Origin of the sequence: Candidatus Sororendozoicomonas aggregata (genome assembly GCF_031528575.1) — a bacterium.
Taxonomy (GTDB): domain Bacteria; phylum Pseudomonadota; class Gammaproteobacteria; order Pseudomonadales; family Endozoicomonadaceae; genus Endonucleibacter; species Endonucleibacter aggregata.
The window spans coordinates 1-22,233 of the sequence record NZ_JAVLSP010000026.1; the positions used below are offsets into that span (position 1 = coordinate 1).

The 22,233-nt window shown below is 50.7% G+C and carries 14 protein-coding genes and 1 pseudogene; 12 read left to right on the forward strand and 3 right to left on the reverse strand.

Going from position 1 to position 22,233, the window contains the following annotated elements; all coding sequences use genetic code 11:
* Positions 1-181 precede the first annotated feature (181 nt).
* Positions 182-1,477 (reverse strand): citrate synthase, encoded by a 1,296-nt coding sequence (gene gltA / locus V4C51_RS07040; RefSeq protein ID WP_330925438.1) that lies wholly within the window; start codon positions 1,475-1,477, stop codon positions 182-184.
* Positions 1,478-2,051: 574 nt separating this feature from the next.
* Between gltA and sdhC the strand changes: the two genes are divergently transcribed.
* The 9 genes from sdhC to sucD all read left to right on the forward strand — a co-directional run bounded on the left by sdhC (position 2,052) and on the right by sucD (position 13,584).
* Positions 2,052-2,426 carry a succinate dehydrogenase, cytochrome b556 subunit gene (gene sdhC / locus V4C51_RS07045; RefSeq protein WP_330925439.1) on the forward strand — a complete coding sequence of 125 codons (375 nt, stop codon included), beginning with the start codon at positions 2,052-2,054 and terminating at the stop codon, positions 2,424-2,426.
* Positions 2,420-2,788: a succinate dehydrogenase, hydrophobic membrane anchor protein gene (gene sdhD, locus V4C51_RS07050; RefSeq protein ID WP_330925440.1), complete on the forward strand. Its 369-nt coding sequence runs from the start codon at positions 2,420-2,422 to the stop codon at positions 2,786-2,788. Before sdhC ends, sdhD begins: the two co-directional genes overlap by 7 nt.
* A 3-nt stretch (positions 2,789-2,791) precedes the next feature.
* Positions 2,792-4,564, forward strand: a complete 1,773-nt coding sequence (sdhA, locus tag V4C51_RS07055) for a succinate dehydrogenase flavoprotein subunit (protein ID WP_330925441.1) — start codon at positions 2,792-2,794, stop codon at positions 4,562-4,564.
* Between the two features lie 21 nt (positions 4,565-4,585).
* Positions 4,586-5,293: a succinate dehydrogenase iron-sulfur subunit gene (locus V4C51_RS07060; protein ID WP_330925442.1), complete on the forward strand. Its 708-nt coding sequence runs from the start codon at positions 4,586-4,588 to the stop codon at positions 5,291-5,293.
* Positions 5,294-5,714: 421 nt separating this feature from the next.
* Entirely contained in the window at positions 5,715-8,549 is a 2,835-nt protein-coding gene (locus V4C51_RS07065; protein ID WP_330925443.1) for a 2-oxoglutarate dehydrogenase E1 component, read from the forward strand.
* A gap of 79 nt (positions 8,550-8,628) precedes the next feature.
* Entirely contained in the window at positions 8,629-9,843 is a 1,215-nt protein-coding gene (gene odhB / locus V4C51_RS07070) for a 2-oxoglutarate dehydrogenase complex dihydrolipoyllysine-residue succinyltransferase (protein WP_330925444.1), read from the forward strand.
* A gap of 60 nt (positions 9,844-9,903) precedes the next feature.
* Complete coding sequence (gene lpdA / locus V4C51_RS07075; protein WP_330925445.1) at positions 9,904-11,346, forward strand: dihydrolipoyl dehydrogenase; 1,443 nt, start codon at positions 9,904-9,906, stop codon at positions 11,344-11,346.
* Positions 11,347-11,545: 199 nt separating this feature from the next.
* Positions 11,546-12,715, forward strand: coding sequence for an ADP-forming succinate--CoA ligase subunit beta (sucC, locus tag V4C51_RS07080; protein WP_330925446.1), 1,170 nt, complete (start codon positions 11,546-11,548; stop codon positions 12,713-12,715).
* Positions 12,712-13,584, forward strand: a complete 873-nt coding sequence (gene sucD, locus V4C51_RS07085) for a succinate--CoA ligase subunit alpha (protein WP_330925447.1) — start codon at positions 12,712-12,714, stop codon at positions 13,582-13,584. Before sucC ends, sucD begins: the two co-directional genes overlap by 4 nt.
* Positions 13,585-13,646: 62 nt before the next feature.
* Here sucD and V4C51_RS07090 read toward each other — a convergent pair whose 3' ends face one another.
* Positions 13,647-14,378, reverse strand: a complete 732-nt coding sequence (locus V4C51_RS07090; protein WP_330925448.1) for a hypothetical protein — start codon at positions 14,376-14,378, stop codon at positions 13,647-13,649.
* Between the two features lie 171 nt (positions 14,379-14,549).
* Positions 14,550-14,675 (reverse strand): annotated as a pseudogene (locus V4C51_RS07095) (IS701 family transposase); the annotation flags it as partial.
* 367 nt (positions 14,676-15,042) lie between these two features.
* On the opposite strand from V4C51_RS07095, the gene V4C51_RS07100 reads away from it, so the two are divergent.
* From V4C51_RS07100 to V4C51_RS07110, 3 genes are all read left to right on the forward strand, one after another.
* Positions 15,043-18,285, forward strand: coding sequence for an ATP-binding protein (locus V4C51_RS07100; RefSeq protein WP_330925449.1), 3,243 nt, complete (start codon positions 15,043-15,045; stop codon positions 18,283-18,285).
* Positions 18,278-18,937 (forward strand): DUF7680 family protein, encoded by a 660-nt coding sequence (locus V4C51_RS07105; RefSeq protein WP_330925450.1) that lies wholly within the window; start codon positions 18,278-18,280, stop codon positions 18,935-18,937. Before V4C51_RS07100 ends, V4C51_RS07105 begins: the two co-directional genes overlap by 8 nt.
* Positions 18,938-19,020: 83 nt before the next feature.
* Positions 19,021-22,221, forward strand: coding sequence for a DUF1156 domain-containing protein (locus tag V4C51_RS07110; protein WP_330925451.1), 3,201 nt, complete (start codon positions 19,021-19,023; stop codon positions 22,219-22,221).
* Positions 22,222-22,233 lie beyond the last annotated feature (12 nt).

A 22,233-nucleotide genomic window follows, 5' to 3' on the forward strand; every position in this document is an offset into this window, starting at 1 on the left:
AGTTTATGATAAATAGCATGCCTCGCAAGGTTCTTGGTGGATTAACACCGCTTGAGGTCTACACTGGGAAGTCTGTTGCACTTATTGCTTGAATCCAGCGTCAAGATTTGACTCTCCGGCTTAATTTGAACTGCTTGCCGGGTGTTTGCCAGGGCAGGCATGCATACCCGCCCATGGACGGCTATCGTTGATCTTCAGGGATAAAATTACGTTTTTCAGGGCCAGTGTACAGTTGGCGGGGACGGCCAATGCGGTATTCGCCACTGATCATTTCGTGCCAGTGGGCAATCCAGCCCGGCGTGCGGCCGGTTGCAAAGATGACAGTAAACATTTCCGTGGGAATTCCCAGTGCTTTGAGAATGATACCGGAATAAAAGTCAACGTTCGGATACAATTTCTTCTCAATGAAGTACTCGTCTTCACAGGCAATGCGCTCAAGTCGCTTGGCAATTTTGAACAGCGGATCATCGTGCAGACCCAGCTCGTTAAGGACTTCGTTACAGGTTTCTTTCATAACGGTAGCGCGTGGGTCAAAGTTCTTGTAAACCCGGTGGCCAAAGCCCATAAGGCGAAAGGGGTCGTTTTTGTCTTTTGCCCTGGCGATGAATGTATCAATATTGGCTTCATCGCCGATTTCGTGCAGCATATTCAGTACGGCTTCGTTGGCACCTCCGTGGGCAGGACCCCACAGCGCGGCAATGCCGGCAGCAATACAGGCGAACGGGTTAGCATTGCTTGAGCCGGCCAGGCGGACAGTGGATGTAGACGCATTTTGCTCATGATCAGCATGGAGCAGTAATATTTTGTCCATGGCGCGAGCCAGCACAGGGTTTACTTCGGACTCGCTGTTGGGGGTGGCAAACATCATATGCAGAAAGTTGCCGGCATAACTCAGATCGTTGCGAGGGTAAATGAACGGTTGGCCAATGGAGTATTTATAGGCCATGGCTGCCAATGTGGGCATTTTTGAGATCAGGCGGTAGGCAGCGACTTCGCGGTGCCTTTCATTGGTGACATCCAGTGAGTCGTGATAGAACGCGGACAGCGCCCCCACAACACCACACATGATGGCCATAGGGTGGGCATCACGGCGGAAGCCACTGAAGAAGTCAATCATCTGCTCATGAACCATGGTGTGGTTCATAATTGTGTTTTCAAAATAAGCTTTATCCTTTTTATCAGGCAACTCCCCATAAAGCAGCAGGTAACACGTTTCGAGGTAGTCAGAATGTTCAGCCAGTTGCTCAATGGGGTAGCCGCGGTGGAGCAGCAGACCCTTATCGCCATCAATGAAGGTAATTTTAGATTCACATGAAGCGGTAGATATAAAACCAGGGTCGTATGTAAAAAAGCCGTTAGCGGTCAGGGACTTTATATCAATGACGTCGGGGCCAAGAGAGCCAGAATAAACGGGTAGCTCAATCATCTTATCTTGACCATTATCCTTAATCGTTAGCAGTGCTTTTTTGTCAGTCATTTGACCTCCTGTATTGCCATTGTGATTCGTTATAGTTTGTGTGAACTTTGGTGATAATATGGTGAATATTCGATTCGCAAGAAATACGGTGGAACCACTATAGATATATTTTTTTTTTTGTCAAACAGAGGTTGTCTATAGTGGGCGTGAAACTAGAGTGGGGGGGAGTAACCCTGAGATGGATAAGTTTTTATGGCTAGAAAGTTGCGCTATATTTTGTTAATGGAAGGCTATGGTAATAAAATCACCATAATCCGATGGATCAGTGTTTTCATCAAAATGTATAGGTGATTGTAATCAAATGTTAGAATATATATACTAACGCCTCTTCCTTTACAGGAGGGGGTGGCGTTCGGCGCTATGAAAAAGTTTGTTATTTATCTTCGGGCTGCTGACTTCCTTCCAACCTGAGAGGCACTCTCACCTATTATGCGAACCTGTCATCCAGTTTGCGTCTTGTCTGACGAGAGCGGTGAACGACTGCGTGGCCACTTGGTATGAAAGTGCTTTTCCGAAAAGAAGAAGTTTCAGCTCTGTATGCTGTACGCGTCGTCAGACGCTGGAGCCAAACCAAGTGAATAGAAAAAGACCTGTCAATCTTGATGTCACGACCATAAGGTTGCCGTTACCCGCGTATACGTCGATTCTGCATCGCGTTGCCGGTATTCTGCTCTTTGTTGGCATGGTGGCGATCCTTTACGCATTTCACCTCTCACTGGCTTCTGAGGAATCATTTGCTTCAGTGAAGACAGTGCTGGCTTCCGGGGTGGTTAAGTTCTTTGTGTGGGTGTTGATTTCCGCCTTGATCTATCACTTTGTGGCAGGGGTGAAACACTTATTAATGGATGTCGATGTAGGTGACGGTAAAGAGTCAGGCAAAGCCGGCGCGGTGATTACGCTGGTTGTTTCCGCGATTCTGATCGTACTTGCGGGAGGGTGGATATGGTAACCAATATTACCAATTTTTCCCGGAGCGGGTTGTATGACTGGATGCTTCAAAGGCTTTCAGCCGTTGTTCTTGGTGTCTATACCGTTTTTTTAGTCGGTTATATTCTGTGTAACCCCGATATGGATTACGCGCGGTGGAAGGGACTGTTTGACCACCTTTCCATGAAAGTTTTTACTTTGTCAGCGCTGTTGTCGCTGGTGGCCCATGCCTGGATTGGTATGTGGACTATTACTACCGACTACTTCAATGACAGAGCTTTTGGCTCGCGGTCTTTGTTGATTCGACTTCCCATTCAGTTGGCGTGTTTCGTTGCATTGTTTTGTTACGTCGTCTGGGGCGTGCATATTCTCTGGGGGCTGTAATCCATGACTGCACTTCGTACGTTGACCTATGATGCCATCGTGATTGGCGGTGGTGGTGCTGGCATGCGCGCTGCCCTGCAACTGACCCAGGCAGGTATTAATACGGCTTGTGTGACCAAGGTGTTTCCGACACGTTCTCACACGGTCTCTGCCCAGGGGGGCATTACCTGTGCCATTGCCAGTGATGACCCAAATGATGACTGGCGCTGGCATATGTATGACACCGTCAAGGGGTCGGACTACATTGGTGATCAGGATGCCATTGAGTATATGTGTTCTGTTGGCCCCAGAGCTGTATTTGAGCTGGAGCATATGGGCCTGCCTTTTTCTCGTACCGAAGAAGGGCGTATTTACCAGCGTCCATTTGGCGGTCAGTCCAAGAATTTTGGTGAAGGCGGCCAGGCAGCAAGAACCTGCGCGGCGGCAGACCGAACGGGTCATGCGCTGTTGCACACGCTGTACCAAGCGAACCTGAAAGGTGGTACTACTTTTTTGAATGAATGGTACGCCATTGATCTGGTGAAGAATCAGCGTGGCCAGGTGGCCGGTGTTGTTGCCCTGTGCATTGAAACCGGTGATACCGTCTATATAAAAAGTAAAGCAACGGTGCTGGCAACAGGGGGCGCTGGTCGTATTTATGCGTCCACGACCAACGCTCTGATCAATACGGGTGACGGTATTGGTATGGCACTGCGCGCGGGGTTTCCCATGCAGGACATGGAAATGTGGCAATTCCATCCCACGGGTATCCATGGTGCGGGAGTACTGGTGACGGAAGGCTGTCGTGGTGAAGGCGGGTATCTGATCAACAGCGAAGGTGAGCGTTTTATGGAACGTTACGCGCCCAATGCGAAAGACCTCGCCGGTCGTGACGTCGTGGCGCGTTCCATGGTTCTTGAGATTCTTGCTGGCCGTGGTTGTGGCCCGGAAAAAGACCATGTGATGCTGAAGCTTGATCACCTGGGCGCTGACACGCTGAACCTGCGCCTGCCCGGTATCTGTGAGTTGTCAAAAACCTTTGCGCACGTTGACCCTGCCAAAGAACCAGTGCCTGTGATACCCACCTGTCACTATATGATGGGGGGAATACCAACGAATGTCGGCGGTCAGGCTTTGTGCCAGAATGCCGCGGGTCAGGATCAGGTGATAGAAGGACTGTATGCCTGCGGTGAAGCTGCCTGTGTCTCTGTTCATGGCGCTAACCGTCTGGGCGGAAACTCTCTGTTGGATCTGGTGGTATTTGGCCGCGCGGCAGGTATTCAGATTGAGAAAAATCTGAAAGAAGGGTTTGATGCCGTTGATGCGTCTGACTCCGATGTGGAGGCAGCGCTGTCCCGTGTTAATCGCCTTGATGCCTCCACCAGTGGTGAAAAAGTGGCTGATGTGCGTAAAGCCCTTCAGAGCGCCATGCAGTTGCACTTTGGTGTATTTCGTGATGGTGAGAATATGCACAGCGGTTTAAAAAAGCTGGAAGATATCGGGCAGCGGATGAAAAACCTGTATCTGCCTGATAAATCCAGTGCCTACAATACCGCGCGTATTGAAGCGCTGGAGCTGGAAAACCTGTATGAGGTGGCTTTAGCGACAGCCGTTGCCGCGGAGAAGCGTAAGGAATCCCGCGGCGCTCACGCTCGTAATGACTTTACCGAGCGTGATGACGAAAACTGGTTGGCGCACTCGCTATACTGCCCAAAGAGCAAAACCATTTCCAAGCGTGAGGTCAACTTCGCGCCGAAGAGGTTGGAGGCGTTCCCACCCAAGGCGAGATCCTACTAAGGGAGGGCGAGAGTAAAAGTTATGTTGGTAAGTGTTTATCGTTACAATCCGGAAACGGATAAAAAACCTTATATGCAGGACTTCACTGTTGATGTGCCTGAGGGTAAGGATTTAATGGTGCTGGATGTCCTTAACCTGATCAAGGAACAGGACGCCACCCTGGTATACCGGCGCTCTTGCCGTGAAGGGGTATGTGGCTCCGATGGTATGAACATTTCAGGTACTAATAGTCTGGCCTGTGTGACCCCACTGTCTCAGGCGGTTAACAGTAAGAAAAAGCTTGTGCTTCGTCCATTGCCTGGCCTGCCGGTTATTCGGGATCTGGTCGTGGATATGGCGCTTTTCTACAAGCAATACGAAAAGATCAAGCCTTATCTTATCAATGATGAGCCGGCACCTGCTATTGAACGGTTGCAATCACCCGCTGATCGGGAAAAACTCGACGGTTTGTATGAGTGTATACTCTGTGCCTGTTGCTCTACAGCCTGCCCCTCCTTTTGGTGGAACCCCGATAAATTTGTCGGTCCGTCAGGCTTGTTGCAAGCCTATCGCTTCCTTGCTGATAGTCGTGATACCGCAACGCAAGAACGACTGGCTGACCTGGATGATCCCTTTAGCGTGTTCCGCTGCCGGGGTATTATGAACTGTGTCAGCGTGTGTCCGAAAGGGTTGAATCCCACTCGAGCTATCGGCCATATCCGGCAAATGTTGTTAAAGAGCGCAACCTGACTTTGCCGACATGCCTGGTATTATCACGCTTTTTTCACCCGAAAGGTTTTTCTGTGAAAGAAGCGCGGGTTTTGCGCGTAAGATAATTAAATCGTTGTAAAGTGGTTTGGCACAGCGGATGCCAGGAGCCTGTCGGACTTATGCTTTCGAGCATAAAATTCAGTAGGGCGAGTCAGGATTTTCGATCAATTCGCGCGAATAGTTGACCTATTTAAGCAAATTGATCGGAAATGCTGGCCGCGCTTTCTTGATTTCAGGCCGACATTGTCTTAAGTCCGACAGGCTCCGAGAGCCATTTACAGTCTATTGATCCAGCAGGAGCGGTCGGTTATTTCCAGACTTGCCTGCTAGAAGTACCTGTTTAAAGGCATAGGTCTGCCGGTACTCTTCAGGCGGCGCTCCTATTCACGGGGTACTGATCATGCAAGAAGGTGTGATGCAGCGGATGTGGAAAACAGGCCACATTGCCGGGGGGAATGCTGCATACGTTGAAGAACTTTATGAGCGGTATTTACGCGCGCCTGACAGCGTACCGCCACAATGGCGAGATTATTTTGAGACACTGCCCCAGATTAATGGGGGTGGGCCTGATGTTCCCCATTCTACCGTTCAGGAGAACTTTATCCTGATGGCGCGTCAGCGTCAAAACACCCGGCCTGTTCAGATCAGCTCGGTTTCCAGTGATCATGAGCGCAAGCAGGTACAGGTATTGCGTCTGGTCAGCGCGTTTCGTATCCGTGGTCACCAGAAAGCCAGCATTGATCCTTTGGGCATTCTCCAGCGTGAATCCTTTCCCGACCTGACCCTGGCCTATCACGGACTCAGTGAAGCGGATCTTGATACAGAGTTTCGCTCCAGCACGCTTTTTATCGGCAAAGAGCATGCGACGTTGCGCGAAATTATGGATTCCCTGACAGCGACCTATTGTGGTTCTATTGGTGTTGAATACATGCATATTTCCAACACGGAAGAACGTCGATGGTTCCAGAGCCGGATGGAAAGCGCCAGTGGCAAGCTGGGAATCGGGCCTGAGGCCAAGTTGCATATTCTGGAGCGACTCACGGCAGCGGAAGGGTTGGAAAAATACCTGGGCACAAAATATCCAGGTACCAAACGCTTTGGTCTTGAAGGTGCCGAGTCACTGATCCCCATGCTCGATGAAGCCATTCAGCGTGCTGGTACCTACGGCTCCAAAGAGATTGTGATCGGTATGGCGCACCGGGGCCGGTTGAATGTATTAGTGAATATTTTTGGCAAAAGTCCAGCGGAGCTGTTCGAAGAATTTGAAGGTAAAAAACTGACTGAGCGTGGCTCCGGTGACGTTAAGTACCATCAGGGTTTTTCTTCCAACGTGATGACACCCGGTGGTGAAATGCACCTGGCCCTGGCGTTTAATCCGTCTCACCTGGAAATTGTAACGCCGGTTGTGGAAGGGTCTGTGCGTGCTCGTCAGGACCGGCGCGCGGATGTTAAAGGCGACCAGGTGATGCCCATCGCTATTCATGGGGATGCCGCTTTTGCCGGGCAGGGGGTGGTGATGGAAACCCTGCAGATGTCCCAGACGCGCGCCTATAAAACCGGGGGTACGCTCCATATCGTGGTGAACAACCAGATAGGCTTCACCACCAGTAAGCGTCAGGATGCCCGCTCCACTGAATACTGTACCGATGTCGCAAAAATCGTCGGCGCGCCTATTTTGCATGTGAACGGTGATGACCCCGAAGCGGTTCACTTTGTTACCAAGCTGGCGTTGGATTATCGTATGGCCTTTGGCAAAGATATTGTCATTGATCTGGTTTGCTATCGTCGTCGTGGTCACAACGAAGCTGATGAGCCATCCGGGACACAGCCGATGATGTACCAGGTCATCAAAAATCAGGGCACCACCCGTGATCTTTATGCCCAAAGATTGCTGAATGAGCAGTGCCTTTGTGAGGCAGATGATAAGTCATTGGTGGAGTCTTATCGGTCGGCGCTGGACAACGGCAAGCATGTGGTTAAAGCATTGGTAAAGCAGCCAAACACAACCTTGTTTGTGGATTGGGCTCCCTACCTCGGCCATGAGTGGACTGCCCGTCATGATACCCGTGTCGCACTGGGTACATTGCAGGAGTTAGGGCAAAAGTTGTGTGAAGTGCCCGAAGGCTTTGTGTTGCAACGTCAGGTGGGAAAAATTGTTGAAGACCGGCGTAAAATGGCGGCCGGCGCGCTGCCAATTAACTGGGGATGCGCGGAGGTGCTCGCCTATGCTACCTTGCTGATGGAAGGCCATGGCGTGCGGATTACGGGTCAGGATGTAGGCCGTGGCACTTTCTCCCACCGCCATGCGGTGTTCCATAACCAGAAGGACGGTTCCGCGTTAACACCATTGGCGCATTTGTCTGATGATCAGCCCCATTTCCAGCTGTGGGATTCATTGCTTTCTGAGGAAGCTGTACTGGCATTTGAATACGGTTACGCCACCACGACACCCAGTGCCCTGGTCATCTGGGAAGCCCAGTTTGGCGATTTTGCTAACGGTTCCCAGGTGGTTATTGATCAGTTTATTACCAGTGGTGAGCATAAATGGGGGCGCTTATGTGGCCTGACCATGCTGTTGCCCCATGGCTATGAAGGGCAAGGGCCTGAGCATTCGTCTGCCCGGTTGGAGCGTTACCTGCAGCTGTGCGCGCAGCACAATATTCAGGTCTGTGTGCCGACGACACCAGCACAGGTGTTCCATATGTTGCGACGTCAGGTCTTACGTCCCCTGCGTAAGCCACTGATTGCCTTTACACCCAAGAGTCTGCTGCGTCACAAGCAGGCAGTATCCTCCCTTGAAGAGTTGGCAGAAGGAAGCTTTCAGACCATCATTCCTGAAATTGACGAGCATGATCCAATGGCTATCAAACGCCTGATCATGTGCAGTGGTAAGGTGTACTACGATCTGCTTGATAAAAAACACTCGGAAGAACGTGAAGATACGGTTATTATCCGCATTGAACAGTTATACCCTTTCCCTCAGGATGACCTGGACGGGCTGATGAAGCGCTACCCTAATCTTGAACATGTCGTCTGGTGTCAGGAAGAACCCATGAATCAGGGAGCCTGGTATTGCAGCCAGCATCATATGCGTCAAGCTGTTGATGGGCATAGTAACCCGTCGCTGCAACTGACTTATGCGGGTAGGGAAAGCTCTGCCGCTCCAGCATGTGGTTATATGTCCGTGCATGTTAAAGAGCAACGCAAGTTGGTAGAAGACGCGTTTACCCTTTAAACAAAATTTCCCAGGTAGTGTTGATTGACCGAAATAGCGCTGCCTGAGCATCCTGTGTGAATACGGTTAAGGATCAGTAATGGCCACTGAAATCAAAGCCCCAACATTTCCCGAGTCTGTCGCGGATGGCACTGTTGCTACCTGGCATAAAAAGGTGGGTGATTCCTGCGCTCGTGATGAGCTGTTGGCGGATATTGAAACAGACAAGGTTGTTTTAGAAATTCTTGCGCCAGCTGATGGTGTATTGAAGGAAATTATAAAAGATGAGGGTGATCTGGTGCTAAGTGGTGAGTCAATTGCCACATTTGAACCTGGCTCTGCTGGTACGTATGCCGCGCCCTCTGACACCGGGGCTGAACAAGCTGCCCTTGCTACCGAAAAAGGCAGTGAACCTGTTCTGAGTCCTGCCGCTCGTCGTATGGCCGATGAAAAAGGCATCGATCCCGCGCTGGTTGCCGGCACCGGGAAAGGTGGTCGTGTCACCAAAGAAGATATTGTTCGTCATATGGACAGTGCCGTGCAGCCCCGACAGGCCGCTACACCCCAGGCTCCGGCTCCTGTCCCTGCCGCGGATTCACCGGTGTTTGAGGGTGATCGCGTTGAAAGACGTGTACCCATGACTCGCCTGCGTGCCCGTGTTGCCCAGCGTCTGGTAGAAGCCCAGCAAAATGCGGCCATGTTGACCACTTTCAACGAGGTCAACATGAAGCCGGTTATGGCGCTGCGGTCGCAGTACAAAGACGCGTTTGAAAAGCGCCACGGCGTGCGTCTGGGCTTTATGTCTTTTTTCGTCAAAGCCTGTGCTGAGGCCCTGAGGCGTAACCCCGGGGTAAATGCTTCCATTGATGGTAATGATATCGTTTATCATGGCTATCAGGATATCGGTGTTGCCGTATCCAGTGATCGTGGCCTGGTAGTCCCGGTGTTGCGCAATGCTGAAAATATGAGTCTGGCTGACGTTGAGTCCGCTATCCGGGCTTATGGTCAAAAAGCTAAAGAAGGCAAGCTGTCTATTGAAGATATGACCGGTGGTACTTTCACCATTTCTAACGGAGGCGTGTTTGGTTCTCTGTTGTCTACACCGATCCTGAATCCCCCACAGTCGGCAATCTTGGGTATGCACAAGATTCAGGAACGTCCAATGGCAGTTGATGGCAAAGTAGCCATTTTACCAATGATGTATCTGGCACTGTCTTATGATCACCGTTTGCTGGATGGTAAAGAAGCCGTTACCTTTCTTGTGACTATTAAGGAACTGCTGGAAGATCCAGCACGGATTTTGCTGGATATCTAATGATTAACGGTGGCGGAGCCATGGGCACCGCCTACTTCCACTGGGTTTGGAAAAGTGCTTATGTCAAATCAGTTCGACGTAGTAGTTATTGGCGCGGGGCCTGCCGGTTATGTATGTGCCATTCGCGCGGCACAACTGGGACTGAAAACAGCTTGTATAGAGCGGTGGTCTGATGATAAAGGGAAACCTACCCTGGGCGGAACTTGTCTGAATGTAGGTTGTATCCCTTCCAAAACGCTGCTTGACAGTTCTCAAAAGTATGTAGAAGCGAAGCGCGATTTCAGTACACACGGCATTAAGCATTCAGGTGTTGAAATTGACGTGGCGGCGATGATGGGCCGTAAGGATAACATTGTTAAGACCCTGACCGGTGGGATAGCGGGTCTCTTTAAAGCAAATGGGGTAACCTTGTTGCATGGGGCGGGTAAAGTTCTCAAGGGCAAGAGGGTTGAGTTAACCAGGGCGGATGGCTCTGTTGAAATTGTTGGTGCTGAGCACACTATTATAGCCACAGGCTCCCGACCCATTGAAATTCCTCCAACGCCCCTGACCGATGATTTGATTGTTGATTCCACCGGTGCGTTGGCGTTCAAGTCTGTACCAAAACGCCTGGGCGTGATCGGTGCTGGTGTTATTGGACTGGAGCTGGGGAGTGTCTGGGGCCGCCTTGGCGCTGAAGTGGTGGTATTGGAAGCCATGGAAGGCTTCCTCGCCGCGGCTGATCAGCAAATTGCCAGAGAATCCAGGAAAATTCTGGAAAAGCAGGGGCTGGATATCCGTTTGGGTGCCCGTGTCACTGCCTCTGAGGTTAAGGGTAAAGACGTTGAGGTCACTTACGTAGACGGTGATGGCACCGAGCATAAGATAACCTTCGATAAGCTCATTGTTGCGGTGGGTCGTCGTCCCTACACTGAAAATTTATTTGCCGCCGATTCAGGGATTGAAATGGATGAACGTGGCTTTATTCATGTGGATGATCATTGCAATACCAGTGTACCGGGTGTCTATGCCATTGGCGATGTCGTTCGTGGCCCAATGCTGGCGCACAAAGGCAGTGAAGAAGGCGTTGTGGTGGCTGAGCGTATTGCTGGACAGAAAGCGCAGATGAATTACGACCTGATTCCCTCTGTTATTTATACCCATCCGGAAATTGCCTGGATTGGTAAGACAGAGGAAGAAGTCAAAGCGCTCGGTGAAGCGTATAAAGTGGGTACCTTCCCCTTTGCTGCCAGTGGTCGCGCGTTAGCTGCCAACGAAGGTCATGGTATGGTGAAAGTTATCTCTGACAAAGCGACTGACCGTATTCTGGGCGTGCATATTGTTGGCCCCAGTGCCGCTGACCTGGTTCAACAGGCGGTGATTGCCATGGAGTTCGCGGCGAGTACTGAAGATCTGGCTTTGACAATTTTCTCCCATCCAACGTTGAGTGAGGCATTGCACGAAGCCGTGCTGGCTGTGGATGACCATGCGATTCACATTGCTAACCGCAAGAAGCGTCGTTAATTATTGACCGACCCCTCTGGTCTTGTGAAAACAGGAACAGAGGGTATCCATGAACGTTTCGTATCCTGATAAAAACACCGGGCTTTATTGTGGGTGCTTTTGTTATGTGTCTGCGTAAAGGATATTTTTCGTTTAACAAGCGATTCCTGGCTTTTATAACAACTTTTACAACAACTTTTACAACAACGGTGGCGTGATTATGAATCTTCACGAGTATCAGGCTAAACAGCTGTTTGCTGAATACGGCCTGCCGGTTTCCAGGGGGATTGCCGCAGATACCCCCAAAGAAGCAGTGGAAGCAGCCGATACCATCGGCGGCGATCGCTGGGTCGTCAAAGCGCAGGTTCACGCAGGTGGTCGCGGTAAAGCCGGTGGCGTGAAACTGGTTAGCGCCAAAGATGAGATCAAGGCATTTGCCAAGCAGTGGCTGGGCAAAAACCTGGTGACATACCAGACCGACGAAAAGGGGCAGCCAGTCAGCAAGATTCTTGTTGAAAGTTGCACCGATATTGAGAAAGAACTCTATCTGGGGGCGGTAGTCGACCGTTCCAGCCGTAAGATCGTTTTTATGGCCTCAACCGAAGGCGGTGTTGATATTGAAAAGGTCGCGGAAGAAAGTCCTGAAAAAATCCTGAAAGCCACCATCGATCCGATGACCGGCGCACAGCCTTATCAGGGCCGTGAGCTGGCTTTCAAACTTGGCCTTAAAGGCAAGCGGGTTCGCCAGTTCGCCACTATTTTTGTCAACCTTGGCACGTTATTTCAGGCGTGTGACCTGGCTTTGCTGGAAGTGAATCCGCTGGTTATTACCACCGACGGGGATCTGCATTGCCTGGATGCCAAGATCAACATTGACAGCAATGCCCTGTACCGCCAGCCAAAACTTAAAGACATGCACGACCCTTCCCAGGAAGACCCGCGTGAAGCCCATGCTGCCCAGTGGGAGCTGAACTATGTGGCCCTCGATGGCAACATTGGGTGTATGGTCAATGGTGCGGGTTTGGCTATGGGCACCATGGATATTGTTAAACTCCACGGTGGCGCGCCGGCTAACTTCCTCGATGTGGGTGGCGGGGCAACACAGGAGCGGGTGACAGAAGCGTTTAAAATCATCTTGTCTGATGACAGCGTTGAAGCGGTACTGGTTAATATCTTCGGCGGGATCGTGCGTTGCGACCTGATTGCTGAGGGTATCATTGGTGCCGTAAAAGAAGTGGGCGTGTCTGTTCCTGTGGTTGTTCGTCTGGAGGGCAACAATGCTGAGTTAGGCGCTCAGCGTCTGGCTGACAGCGGTTTGGCTATCATTGCGGCAAACAGTTTGACAGAAGCCGCGCGGCAAGTGGTTCGGGCAGCGGGGGGTAAGCAATGAGCATTCTGATTAATCAAGATACCAAGGTCATTTGTCAGGGCTTTACCGGGTCTCAGGGGACGTTTCACTCTGAACAGGCCATTGCTTATGGCACAAAAATGGTCGGTGGGGTGACACCGGGTAAAGGTGGTCAGACACACCTTGATTTACCCGTGTTTAACACGGTGGTTGAAGCGGTTGAAGCAACCGGCGCGGACGCTTCCGTCATCTACGTACCCGCCCCTTTCTGTAAAGATTCCATTCTGGAAGCCGCCCACGCTGGTATTACCTTGATTGCGTGTATCACTGAAGGGATTCCAACATTGGATATGCTGGCGTGCAAGGTGAAGTGTGATGAGCTGGGTGTTCGCCTGATTGGGCCAAACTGCCCGGGTGTGATCACGCCGGGGCAGTGCAAGATTGGCATTATGCCAGGGCATATTCACAAGCCCGGTAAAGTGGGTATTGTCTCCCGCTCTGGCACACTGACCTATGAAGCGGTTAAGCAAACCACAGACTTTGGTTTTGGTCAGTCCACCTGTGTGGGTATCGGTGGTGATCCGATCCCGGGTTCCAACTTTATTGATATTCTGAAATTGTTCGAATCTGACGACCAGACCGAAGCTATTGTGATGATCGGTGAAATTGGGGGGACAGCAGAAGAGGAAGCGGCAGCTTACATAAAAGACCATGTGACCAAGCCCGTTGTATCCTACATCGCTGGTGTGACCGCGCCTGCTGGCAAGCGCATGGGGCATGCTGGCGCGATTATCTCTGGTGGCAAGGGAACCGCTGACGACAAGTTTGCGGCACTGGAAGCCGCTGGGGTTAAAACGGCGCGTAGCCTTGCTGATATTGGTGAGGGGCTCAAAGAAATGACTGGCTGGTAATTGATTCATCCCTTTTCATAATCCTGATAAAACACCCCTTTTATTTGGGGTGTTTTATTTTGCTATTTAAAAAGCTCAGCCACATCGGCAGCGTCCTTTTCATATTCAGGATTTTCACCGAGCGTGAGTTCGATACCCTCAAGGCCCACCCATTCCTCTGAATTGCGGCAGATATCATCCGTAACAAAGTTATCCGACCAGACAGCACCGACAATGGATGTATTGGGGATGGCATGGATGAAATTAACTTCATAAATCTTGTGCAAAAATTTTTGTGGCTTTCCGGCCAGCAATTCTTGTTTTTTATAAACTTTTGGTAAGCTTATGGCGTAGCCAGCCATATCCCTTGCATCAATTAAATAAATATAGCCATCAAAAGTACACCAGTTAACATGCGTCCTGGAAGGCGCTTTAGATTGAGTATAAAAACTATTGTGAAACTTAATAGTGGGATTATACAGTTTCACGTAAAATTGCGCGATTCTGGAGGAAAGGCATGTGGAAACCCCATAACTTAAGGTAAACCCACCGCTCATATTTCCGGTTAATCGATCCATACGCTGATCAATGGAGACAGATTGATTAAATTCTCCCCTGGGAACAAACCCTTCTTCAAAGATGACAGATGGCTCTCTCCTATCGCCACGAAAAACAAAACCTGAAAAGATAGATTTCCCGTCTTCATCTTTTTGCAGCTTTTTTCTCCAGTACCCTCCTGCAACCAGGCTGGTGTTATTGTGTTTGGCATAATTTGATAATGGAAAGGTTCTGTCGCAGGCTTGTGGTTTTTTCATGACATGACGCCTTTTGACTTCAGTGGTGGGTTTTTTCAGCTAGTTGAGCGCATAGACAGTTATAAATAATCGCCATTTGATAGGGATTATACTCAGTAACACCTGTCATTCTACGTGTAATACGCTTATCCAGATGAATATCCGGCTTCTGAAAGAGTTCTTCCACCGAGCCCACGCCAAAACTTCAACTAACATTTCACGAAAGTAGTCGTTTTTTGTTTTACCGTTAGCCTTATCATAAACCCTGTAGCATCCTGGCATGTTAAGCCCGGAGGTATCAGTGTAAAAGAGCGTTATGAATCCCTACCAGTTTTGTTAGAAGCAGTCTTAAAAGTCTGCCCGTAGCGAGGACTGCGAGAAATGGAGGATAAAAAGTCGCTTTTGTGAGGAGAATAGCGGGACTATTTGACGAACAAAAGCGACTTTTTAGACCCATTTATCGGAGCCGCAGTAGGAGCATGACTTTTAAGACTGCTTCTTAGCCCTTCCTTGTTTAAACTGCGGTTGTCGTCCAGTTAGAGCCAGGCCTCCCTGACGCCTTTTGGCCCGATCTAATCATTGATGTACTTTTTACCCATTTTGAAAAACCCACTAGATACATTTAGCTTAAAATTCAGTACTCTTGTTCGGTTAAGACACTTTTTTGTGGATTATGGAGAGCAATATGGCGTCAATTCTCACTGCCTGTAAACCCCGCGAGGATATTATAGAGGGTTCATTCAATCCTGAGATATTTACGGCTTCTATCAGTCAGGTAGCATCTGCGTATTCGGGTGAAGGAAGTGCGATAGACTCCATTTATACCGATGCGGAAGCCTTTTTTCGCGACGCAACCTTTCCAACAGAAGGCTTGTGTCGGGTTGTTCGTGATGTCATGGGGCGACTCAGTGGTGACAACAGCAAGCCGGCCATCCATCGTCTTGAAACTGCTTTTGGGGGCGGTAAAACCCATACTCTGATTGCTTTAACCCACCTTGGATACAAAGGTGAGGAGGTAGCGACGGCTGCGGCTGATGTGGTTGACACTGATGTATTATTGCCCGCTGGCAGTGTTAATGTCGTTGCCATTGCCTGTGATGAAATGCCCGTTATCGCGCCCAGTGGCGATAAAATTCTAGCCTACACGCTCTGGGGAGAAATCGCTCTCCGTTTGGGGGGGGAGTCGTTCTATCAGAAATACCTGGACGAAGTTACATCCAATGCTTTTCCCGGGCACTATTTTCTAGAACGCATGTTTGAAGGCCGCAAAGTACTGATCATGCTTGATGAGCTTGCTCAATACGCCACCCGTTATGAAGCGGCCCATATTGGTGGTGGCGAACAAATCAGCGCTTTTCTGATGGCATTGCTTGGGTACGCGCGAACCCACGACGGTGTCAGTGTTGTTATGACACTGGCCAGCCAAAGTGATGCTTTTCAGGGGCAAACAGGCATGTTGCAAGGCGTGTTGTCCAGTACCCTGGGGCGGGAAGTGGATCAAGACGAGGCTGAAGCGCTGGCACAAAGAGCCAGCCAGAGTATTATGAGCGTGGTCAGGCGTGACGCGACGACCACTGTGCCTGTCTATCCTAACGAAATCTCCCGGGTGCTGGCGCGGCGCTTGTTCACCCTGATTGGTGAGAGCGACGCGACTGAAACCGCTGCTGAATACATTGAGATGTACCAGCGCAGTGGCGCGCAGTTGCCAGATGCCGCTACCCGTGATGATTACAGCAAATCTATCGCTGCCAACTACCCATTTCATCCAAGCTTCATTGCTTATCTGACCAATAAGCTGGCATCCGCTGAAAGCTTCCAGGGTACCCGAGGCGTTCTGCGTGTGCTGGCAATGGCTATTCGTACTATCTGGCAGAAAAACCTCAACATTCCACTGATTCACACCTGCCACCTGAATATGGCGAACCCTGATCTGGCTGATGAACTGATCGGTCGAACCGGTGCCAGTGATCTGTTGACGGTATTGAATGCCGATGTCGGTGGCGCGGATTCCGAAAGCCTGAAGCTGGGTTCCTCCGTTGCCCAGAATCTGGATCGCGGCAACCCTCATCCAAAGCGTTTGCCTCTGTATGAGTGGACCTGGAAAACTGTTTTCCTACACAGTCTGGTTGGTCGTGGCGAAGGATTCTCTTCCAATATCTTCGGTATCAACTTTACCGATGCCCTGCTGGAAGTGGCCAGTCCGGATATCCCGCCCTCTCAGGTAGAAACCGCGTTGAAGGCCATCGTTAACGAAGCCTATTACCTGCGTAACCGCGCTGGCCGTTACTATGCTGATACCGACCCAACAGAAGCCCATGTTGTTTCCACCATTAAACAGAGCCTGAGAACGGACGAGGTCAACGAACAACTGAGCATTGTTGCCCGTAAAGTCTTTGCTACCGACACCCAGACGTTCAAAGCCATACAGGATGTTTCCGACGCTGAGCATATTCCAGATCGTACCGGAAAACCTGTACTGGCGGTTATACGATTGGATGCTGGCAACATTGACCCGACCGATTTAGTGACCACCACCGGTGACGGGCAGCCCCGTCTGGAGCAGAATAATGTGTTTGTGTTGGTACCGGAAACCGTGCAGGTAGCCGGTGATGCCTGGAGTGAGAACCGGGTGAGAAAATCCCTGTACCGGCAAGATCGCCTGAACGATTTAGCCCGCCACGTCATAGCCATGCGCCGTCTGAAAAACAAGCCGGAAGAATACGGTATGTCAGGCAGCAAGCTGGAAGAAAGCGGCTTTACCGGTAAATTCAACGAGCGTGAAAACGCCCTGCAAACCGTTGTCGCCCAATCCTACGATAGCATTCTTTATTCTGGCAGCTCCGGCCAGGTGGCTCAGAAAAACATCAACCAATCCGGTGGTGAAGGCGGTGTTTCCATTGCGGAAGAAATTGCCCGGGTGCTGATTGACGAGGGTGAACTGATCACCGTCGATAAGGCCGCGACTACCTCAACGCTGATGCAGATCGGTCAGTTATTTTTTACAAACATTGGTGAAACGCCCTCTATCGAGCAGATTACGACGCAATTCAACCAAAACCGCCGCTGGCCCATTCTTGAAACCGATCAGGTACTCAAGCAAATAGTGACCGGTGGCGTTGAAAAAGGTCAGTGGTGTCTGTACCGCATGGACAGCGCCGAATCCACCAAACCCGAACATTTCCATAGCCGGGAAACCGGCGGTGTACCGGTTGACCTGAAACTCAGTGAAAAGGGGTGGAAACTGGTCTCAGAGCAAGGCGCCGCGCAACGTGGCTGGAACCCGGGTGCCGAGCCTGAAGTGGAACAGGTCAAGGAATGGGTCGAGGCGGCCATGAAAGACGAGTCCTGCACCCGGGTGAAAGATGTTATTGAAAAAGTGCGGGAGCAGCACGGCAGCGTGAAAAATGCCACGGTGCTGGAAGCCATCGACAGTGCCGCGCAGGCAGGCAAAGTCTATACGTTTGTTTCCACAGAAGCTGATCCTGCAACAGTGCGGCAAGCCCCGGATCTGGTGTATGGCGCCAATGCCATGTTCCACTCCACCCAGGAAGACGATGCTCTGGTCACGCCGGCCACCGCCGCCGAGCGGGGCTGGATCAAACCGGAAGATACCCGTTATACCCGGTACGGGCATGGACTGGCTGTTATGCTTCATGACAAACTGGGTAAAATCAGCTCATTGTACAGCCGCGGCGCATCCACTCACACTGATCTGCTCCGACTGCAAATGCTAGACTTGCCCGGTGGCGGCAAACTGAGCCTTGATCTGGTGGACGTATCCCCCAACGATATGAAAACCCTCAGCGAACTGTTCGATGTGCTGGCCGATCTGACAACCATTGGCGATAGCAGTGTGGCGCAAATTAATGTCAAGCAGGCGCCGGACGACTGCGCCTTCCTGAATCTGGTGAAACAAGCGGATGACTGATGTGACAGTAGTCTCGGGTAGCAAAAAGCCCTCTCTGGTGAAAGTGACGTCTAAAAAGACGGGAACCAAAAAGCGTTCACCAGAGCTGCTTGAACTGTTTGAGAAAACCCTGAAAAACCGCTGGCGTAGCGCGCCGTTTGTGCTGCGCTTTACCGAGCTGGCCGACTACACGGGCACTGTTCTGGTGATTAAAGAGCGTGTAGAAAAGGAAAACAGTGCTACCGGAAAAAAACTGGGCAGCCTACGGGATCGGGGCACCTTGTACGGTGAAAACCTGAAAATCCTACAACCCCGGCTGAAAACCATTCTGGAACCGGTGGTGGACGAGGGCGGCGTTCCCCTGGACTTGCAGCGCTTTATCAGCCGGGAAGGGTTTAAGCTGCGGGATAACCTGCCCCTGGATGAAGAAGCCGGTGCCAAACTGGCCCTGATTTTCAAATTGCAGGCGCGATTGCACAACCCGGAGCGGCTGGAACTGCTGGCACGACGGGTACGGCGGTTCAGTCGTGAAGAAGCCGCTTACTGGCTGAGCCGAACTACCCATTACGGCCCCGATGCTAACCGCTGGGCGGTAGCCGGATTGCGCTACCTGTTGTGTGGTGGCTCAAATCAGGATGCCGGGATTGAGCGGATGCTGAATAAATTGCGCTGACGCGCAATGTATTAATGAATTTGATAAGGAATGTTGCTTTCCGGGTTGGGAGCAACATTTTCAATGGAAAGAGATGGTATTGAATGTCTGATCGACGATTGATTGAGGCAGGGTTTCCTTGTCATCAGGTGGGGGGGGAAACAAGACGTGAGCGAGATTCTGGTCTAGCTCCTCCAACCCATAGGCTACATGTTTGGTGGGCACGCCGCCCGTTAACGCCCAGCCGAGCAGCCATTGCTGGCTCTTTGCTGCCGGAAGGGTCGGATACCAGCGAGTTTGTTAAGATGCTTGGGATTGAACAAAAATGCGCCGTAGTCGATGATGAGCTTTGGATACTCACTGGTGATATGCCCAGCTTTATCGAGCAAGATGCTAACGGGGAGCATATTGTTGTTGACAGCAAAGTTCAAACGCGCTTTTCAAAAGAAATCGCACGTCGTAAAGGTGATCGAGAAGTCATTGAAAGGCTAAAAGACAAACTTGATGAACATGCTCAAAAAAATAATACGATTCAATACTGGGAACATCTTTCAAAAGAGTTTCCTAGAGATTCTCTGGTAATAGGTGAACGGTTGGCTATTGAGCGCCATATGGGTAATCCAGCATGGTTTAACCAGTTAATGCAAATAGCAAAACCTGCTGGTGTTCGTGTACCTAACCTGTATGGCTATGATCGTGCGTATCAGAATGACTATATAGCCAAACCAACTGGGCTGACTGTCCTTGACCCAACTTCTGGGGGAGGCTCGATACCTTTTGAAGCGTTAAGGCTAGGCCATAATGTTATTGCTAATGAATTAAACCCGGTTGCTTCCACTATCCTCCATGCTACTTTAGATTTTCCTGCGCGATTTGGTGAAGCTTTACATGAGCAAATCGAGTACTGGGGGAGTCTTTTGGAAAAAGCAGTTGATGAAGCAATGTCGTGTCAGTATGGCACCGGTAATGCGTTGCCTGTATTTGAGAAACAGCGGCTGATCAACCACCTCAGGGATCACGAAAGTCTAATTGAAGATTTTGACAGAGAGAAAGTGACAACTTTTCTCTACACTCGCCAGGTCACTTGCCCAAGCTGCTCTGCCAAAACTCCATTACTGAATACCTGTTGGCTGTCCAAAGAAGCGAAAGACCCTTGGGGCGTAAAAGTCGTTACCAGTGGAACCGGCGCTCAGTCCAGCTACCGTTTTGAAGTGTATCAAGCTAAAGGGAATAAAGGCCCCCAGGGGGAAGACCCGGAGCTGGGGACGGTGAAGCGGGGCATTGGTCAGTGTGTTCACTGTAAGCAAGCTATCGAGGGCGATGAGATTAAAGCCCAGGCCCGGGGGGAATCCGTACATGGACAATGGCGGGATCAACTCTATGCCGTGGTCGCTGTCCGTCATCAGCCGAAGCGCAATAAACAGGGCAACCCGGAATATTTTAAATCCGGCGAACGCAAGGGTGAAATTAAAACGGAGAAAGTGCGCTTCTTCCGTGCACCCAACACCACCGATCAACAGGCCATTGATCATGCCGCCACGCTGCTGAAGGCGAAGTGGGATCACTTTGATGCGTTGGGACTGATCCCAACGGAAAAATTCCCGGCAGGTAACGACATGCGCCCGGCGATTTATGGTATGGAGCGATGGTATAAGCTGTTCAATGGCCGGCAATTACTGGGACACCTACATGCCATGGAAGCCCTGCATTTATTGAAACCAAAGATTCTGGCTGAGCTGGGTGAAGCCCGTGGGCGGGCGGTGGTGACATATTTGCAGTTTGCTATTGATAAAACCGTTGATTACAACAGCAAACAAACCCGCTGGCATTTTGGCCGTGGGGTTATCGTGGGTACTTTTGGTCGGCATGATTTTTCCTTGAAATGGACTTATGGGGAAATTGTCCTGTCTGGACCGAATTCTGGTATGGCTTGGGGACTGTCACAGGTACTTGATGCTTACCAAGGGATTGCCAAGCTCTCAGAAAATACAGTGAACCTTGAGAACCAAAAATTGCAAATCATCAATGGCAGTGGTGTTTATTTGAGCGGTGTCTCGGATAACTCAGTCGATCTCGTCTGTATGGACCCCCCTTACTACGATAATGTCCAATATTCTGAACTTTCCGATTTCTACTATGTCTGGCAGAAGAGAACACTTAAAGACTTATACCCAGAAATCAACTGGCCACGCCTAACTAATAAACGTGAAGAAGCGGTTGCCAACCCAACCAGAGACGGCTCGGCAAAGGACGCAAAGGCTGAATACGAAAAACTGATGGGGGAAATTTTTTCTGAGTCTCGCCGTGTGGTAAAAGACGATGGCGTTATGACTCTAATGTTCACCCACAAAGCGCAGGACGCTTGGGAAACATTGACAAGGTCTCTGATCTTGGCAGGGTGGGAAATTACTTCCTGCTTCCCGGTTGAATCTGAAAGCGGCCACTCAACCCATCAGATGAACATGGCTTCAGCCGCCAGCACCATCTTCATCACCTGCCGAAAACGCCAGACAGAACATCAGGAAACCGCCTTCTGGTCTGGTCTGGGCGGCAGCGGTGTTCAGCAGCAGATTCGCGCGGCAGTGGAGAACGGTCTGGAAGAATTCAAACCGCTACGCCTCAATGCTGTTGACCAGATGATTGCCTGTTATGGTCGTGCCTTACAGGTATTGAGTGAACACTGGCCGGTAATGGATGGCGATGAAGCCGTTTCCCCTATTCGTGCCATGAACGAAGCCAGCCGGGTGGTGGCAGCGCACCAGATTACCGAGATTACCGATGGCCGGATTGCCGTGGATGATCTGGATACGGAAACGGCGATGGCGCTCACCATCTACGGTATCTGGGGGCATAACGATGTGGCCTTCTCAGAAGTGCTGAACCTGTCCCGCTCCCTGAATATCAGCCTGGAAACCCGTACCGGCGGTTATGGCATTGAAGGCCCCATGGTGGGTATCAATACCGACCTGGGCGGCCGAAAAGCCGTTGCCGGTCAGGTAGCCGAAGACAAAGGCTATGCCGCGCCACTGGTGAAAAAAGGCTCGAAATTGCGCCTGAGCAAACCCGATGAACGCAGTGCTCGCCGTCTGGCAAACCCCCAATCGGACTGGGATGTACTGCATGGGGTATTGTTAAGATACCGTGAGGGTGATGTGCCGGTGGCACGGGCTTATCTGGATGAACAACGAGAAGGGAATGACACGATTATCCTCGACCTGCTGGAAGTCTGGAGCGAAGAAGCCGAAACACCCAAGGCGCGTACAGAAGCCAAGGCTCTGCTGTTTGGTTTGAAACAAACGGCCTGAAGGTAAAGAAAA

Excerpts from the sequence above, each read along its gene's own strand:
- gltA (WP_330925438.1), bottom strand. The coding sequence starts at position 1,477 with ATGACTGACAAAAAAGCACTGCTAACGATTAAGGATAATGGTCAAGAT.
- sdhD (WP_330925440.1), top strand. The coding sequence starts at position 2,420 with ATGGTAACCAATATTACCAATTTTTCCCGGAGCGGGTTGTATGACTGG.
- sdhA (WP_330925441.1), top strand. The coding sequence starts at position 2,792 with ATGACTGCACTTCGTACGTTGACCTATGATGCCATCGTGATTGGCGGT.
- V4C51_RS07060 (WP_330925442.1), top strand. The coding sequence starts at position 4,586 with ATGTTGGTAAGTGTTTATCGTTACAATCCGGAAACGGATAAAAAACCT.
- V4C51_RS07065 (WP_330925443.1), top strand. The coding sequence starts at position 5,715 with ATGCAAGAAGGTGTGATGCAGCGGATGTGGAAAACAGGCCACATTGCC.
- odhB (WP_330925444.1), top strand. The coding sequence starts at position 8,629 with ATGGCCACTGAAATCAAAGCCCCAACATTTCCCGAGTCTGTCGCGGAT.
- lpdA (WP_330925445.1), top strand. The coding sequence starts at position 9,904 with ATGTCAAATCAGTTCGACGTAGTAGTTATTGGCGCGGGGCCTGCCGGT.
- sucC (WP_330925446.1), top strand. The coding sequence starts at position 11,546 with ATGAATCTTCACGAGTATCAGGCTAAACAGCTGTTTGCTGAATACGGC.
- sucD (WP_330925447.1), top strand. The coding sequence starts at position 12,712 with ATGAGCATTCTGATTAATCAAGATACCAAGGTCATTTGTCAGGGCTTT.
- V4C51_RS07090 (WP_330925448.1), bottom strand. The coding sequence starts at position 14,378 with ATGAAAAAACCACAAGCCTGCGACAGAACCTTTCCATTATCAAATTAT.
- V4C51_RS07100 (WP_330925449.1), top strand. The coding sequence starts at position 15,043 with ATGGCGTCAATTCTCACTGCCTGTAAACCCCGCGAGGATATTATAGAG.
- V4C51_RS07105 (WP_330925450.1), top strand. The coding sequence starts at position 18,278 with ATGACTGATGTGACAGTAGTCTCGGGTAGCAAAAAGCCCTCTCTGGTG.
- V4C51_RS07110 (WP_330925451.1), top strand. The coding sequence starts at position 19,021 with ATGTCTGATCGACGATTGATTGAGGCAGGGTTTCCTTGTCATCAGGTG.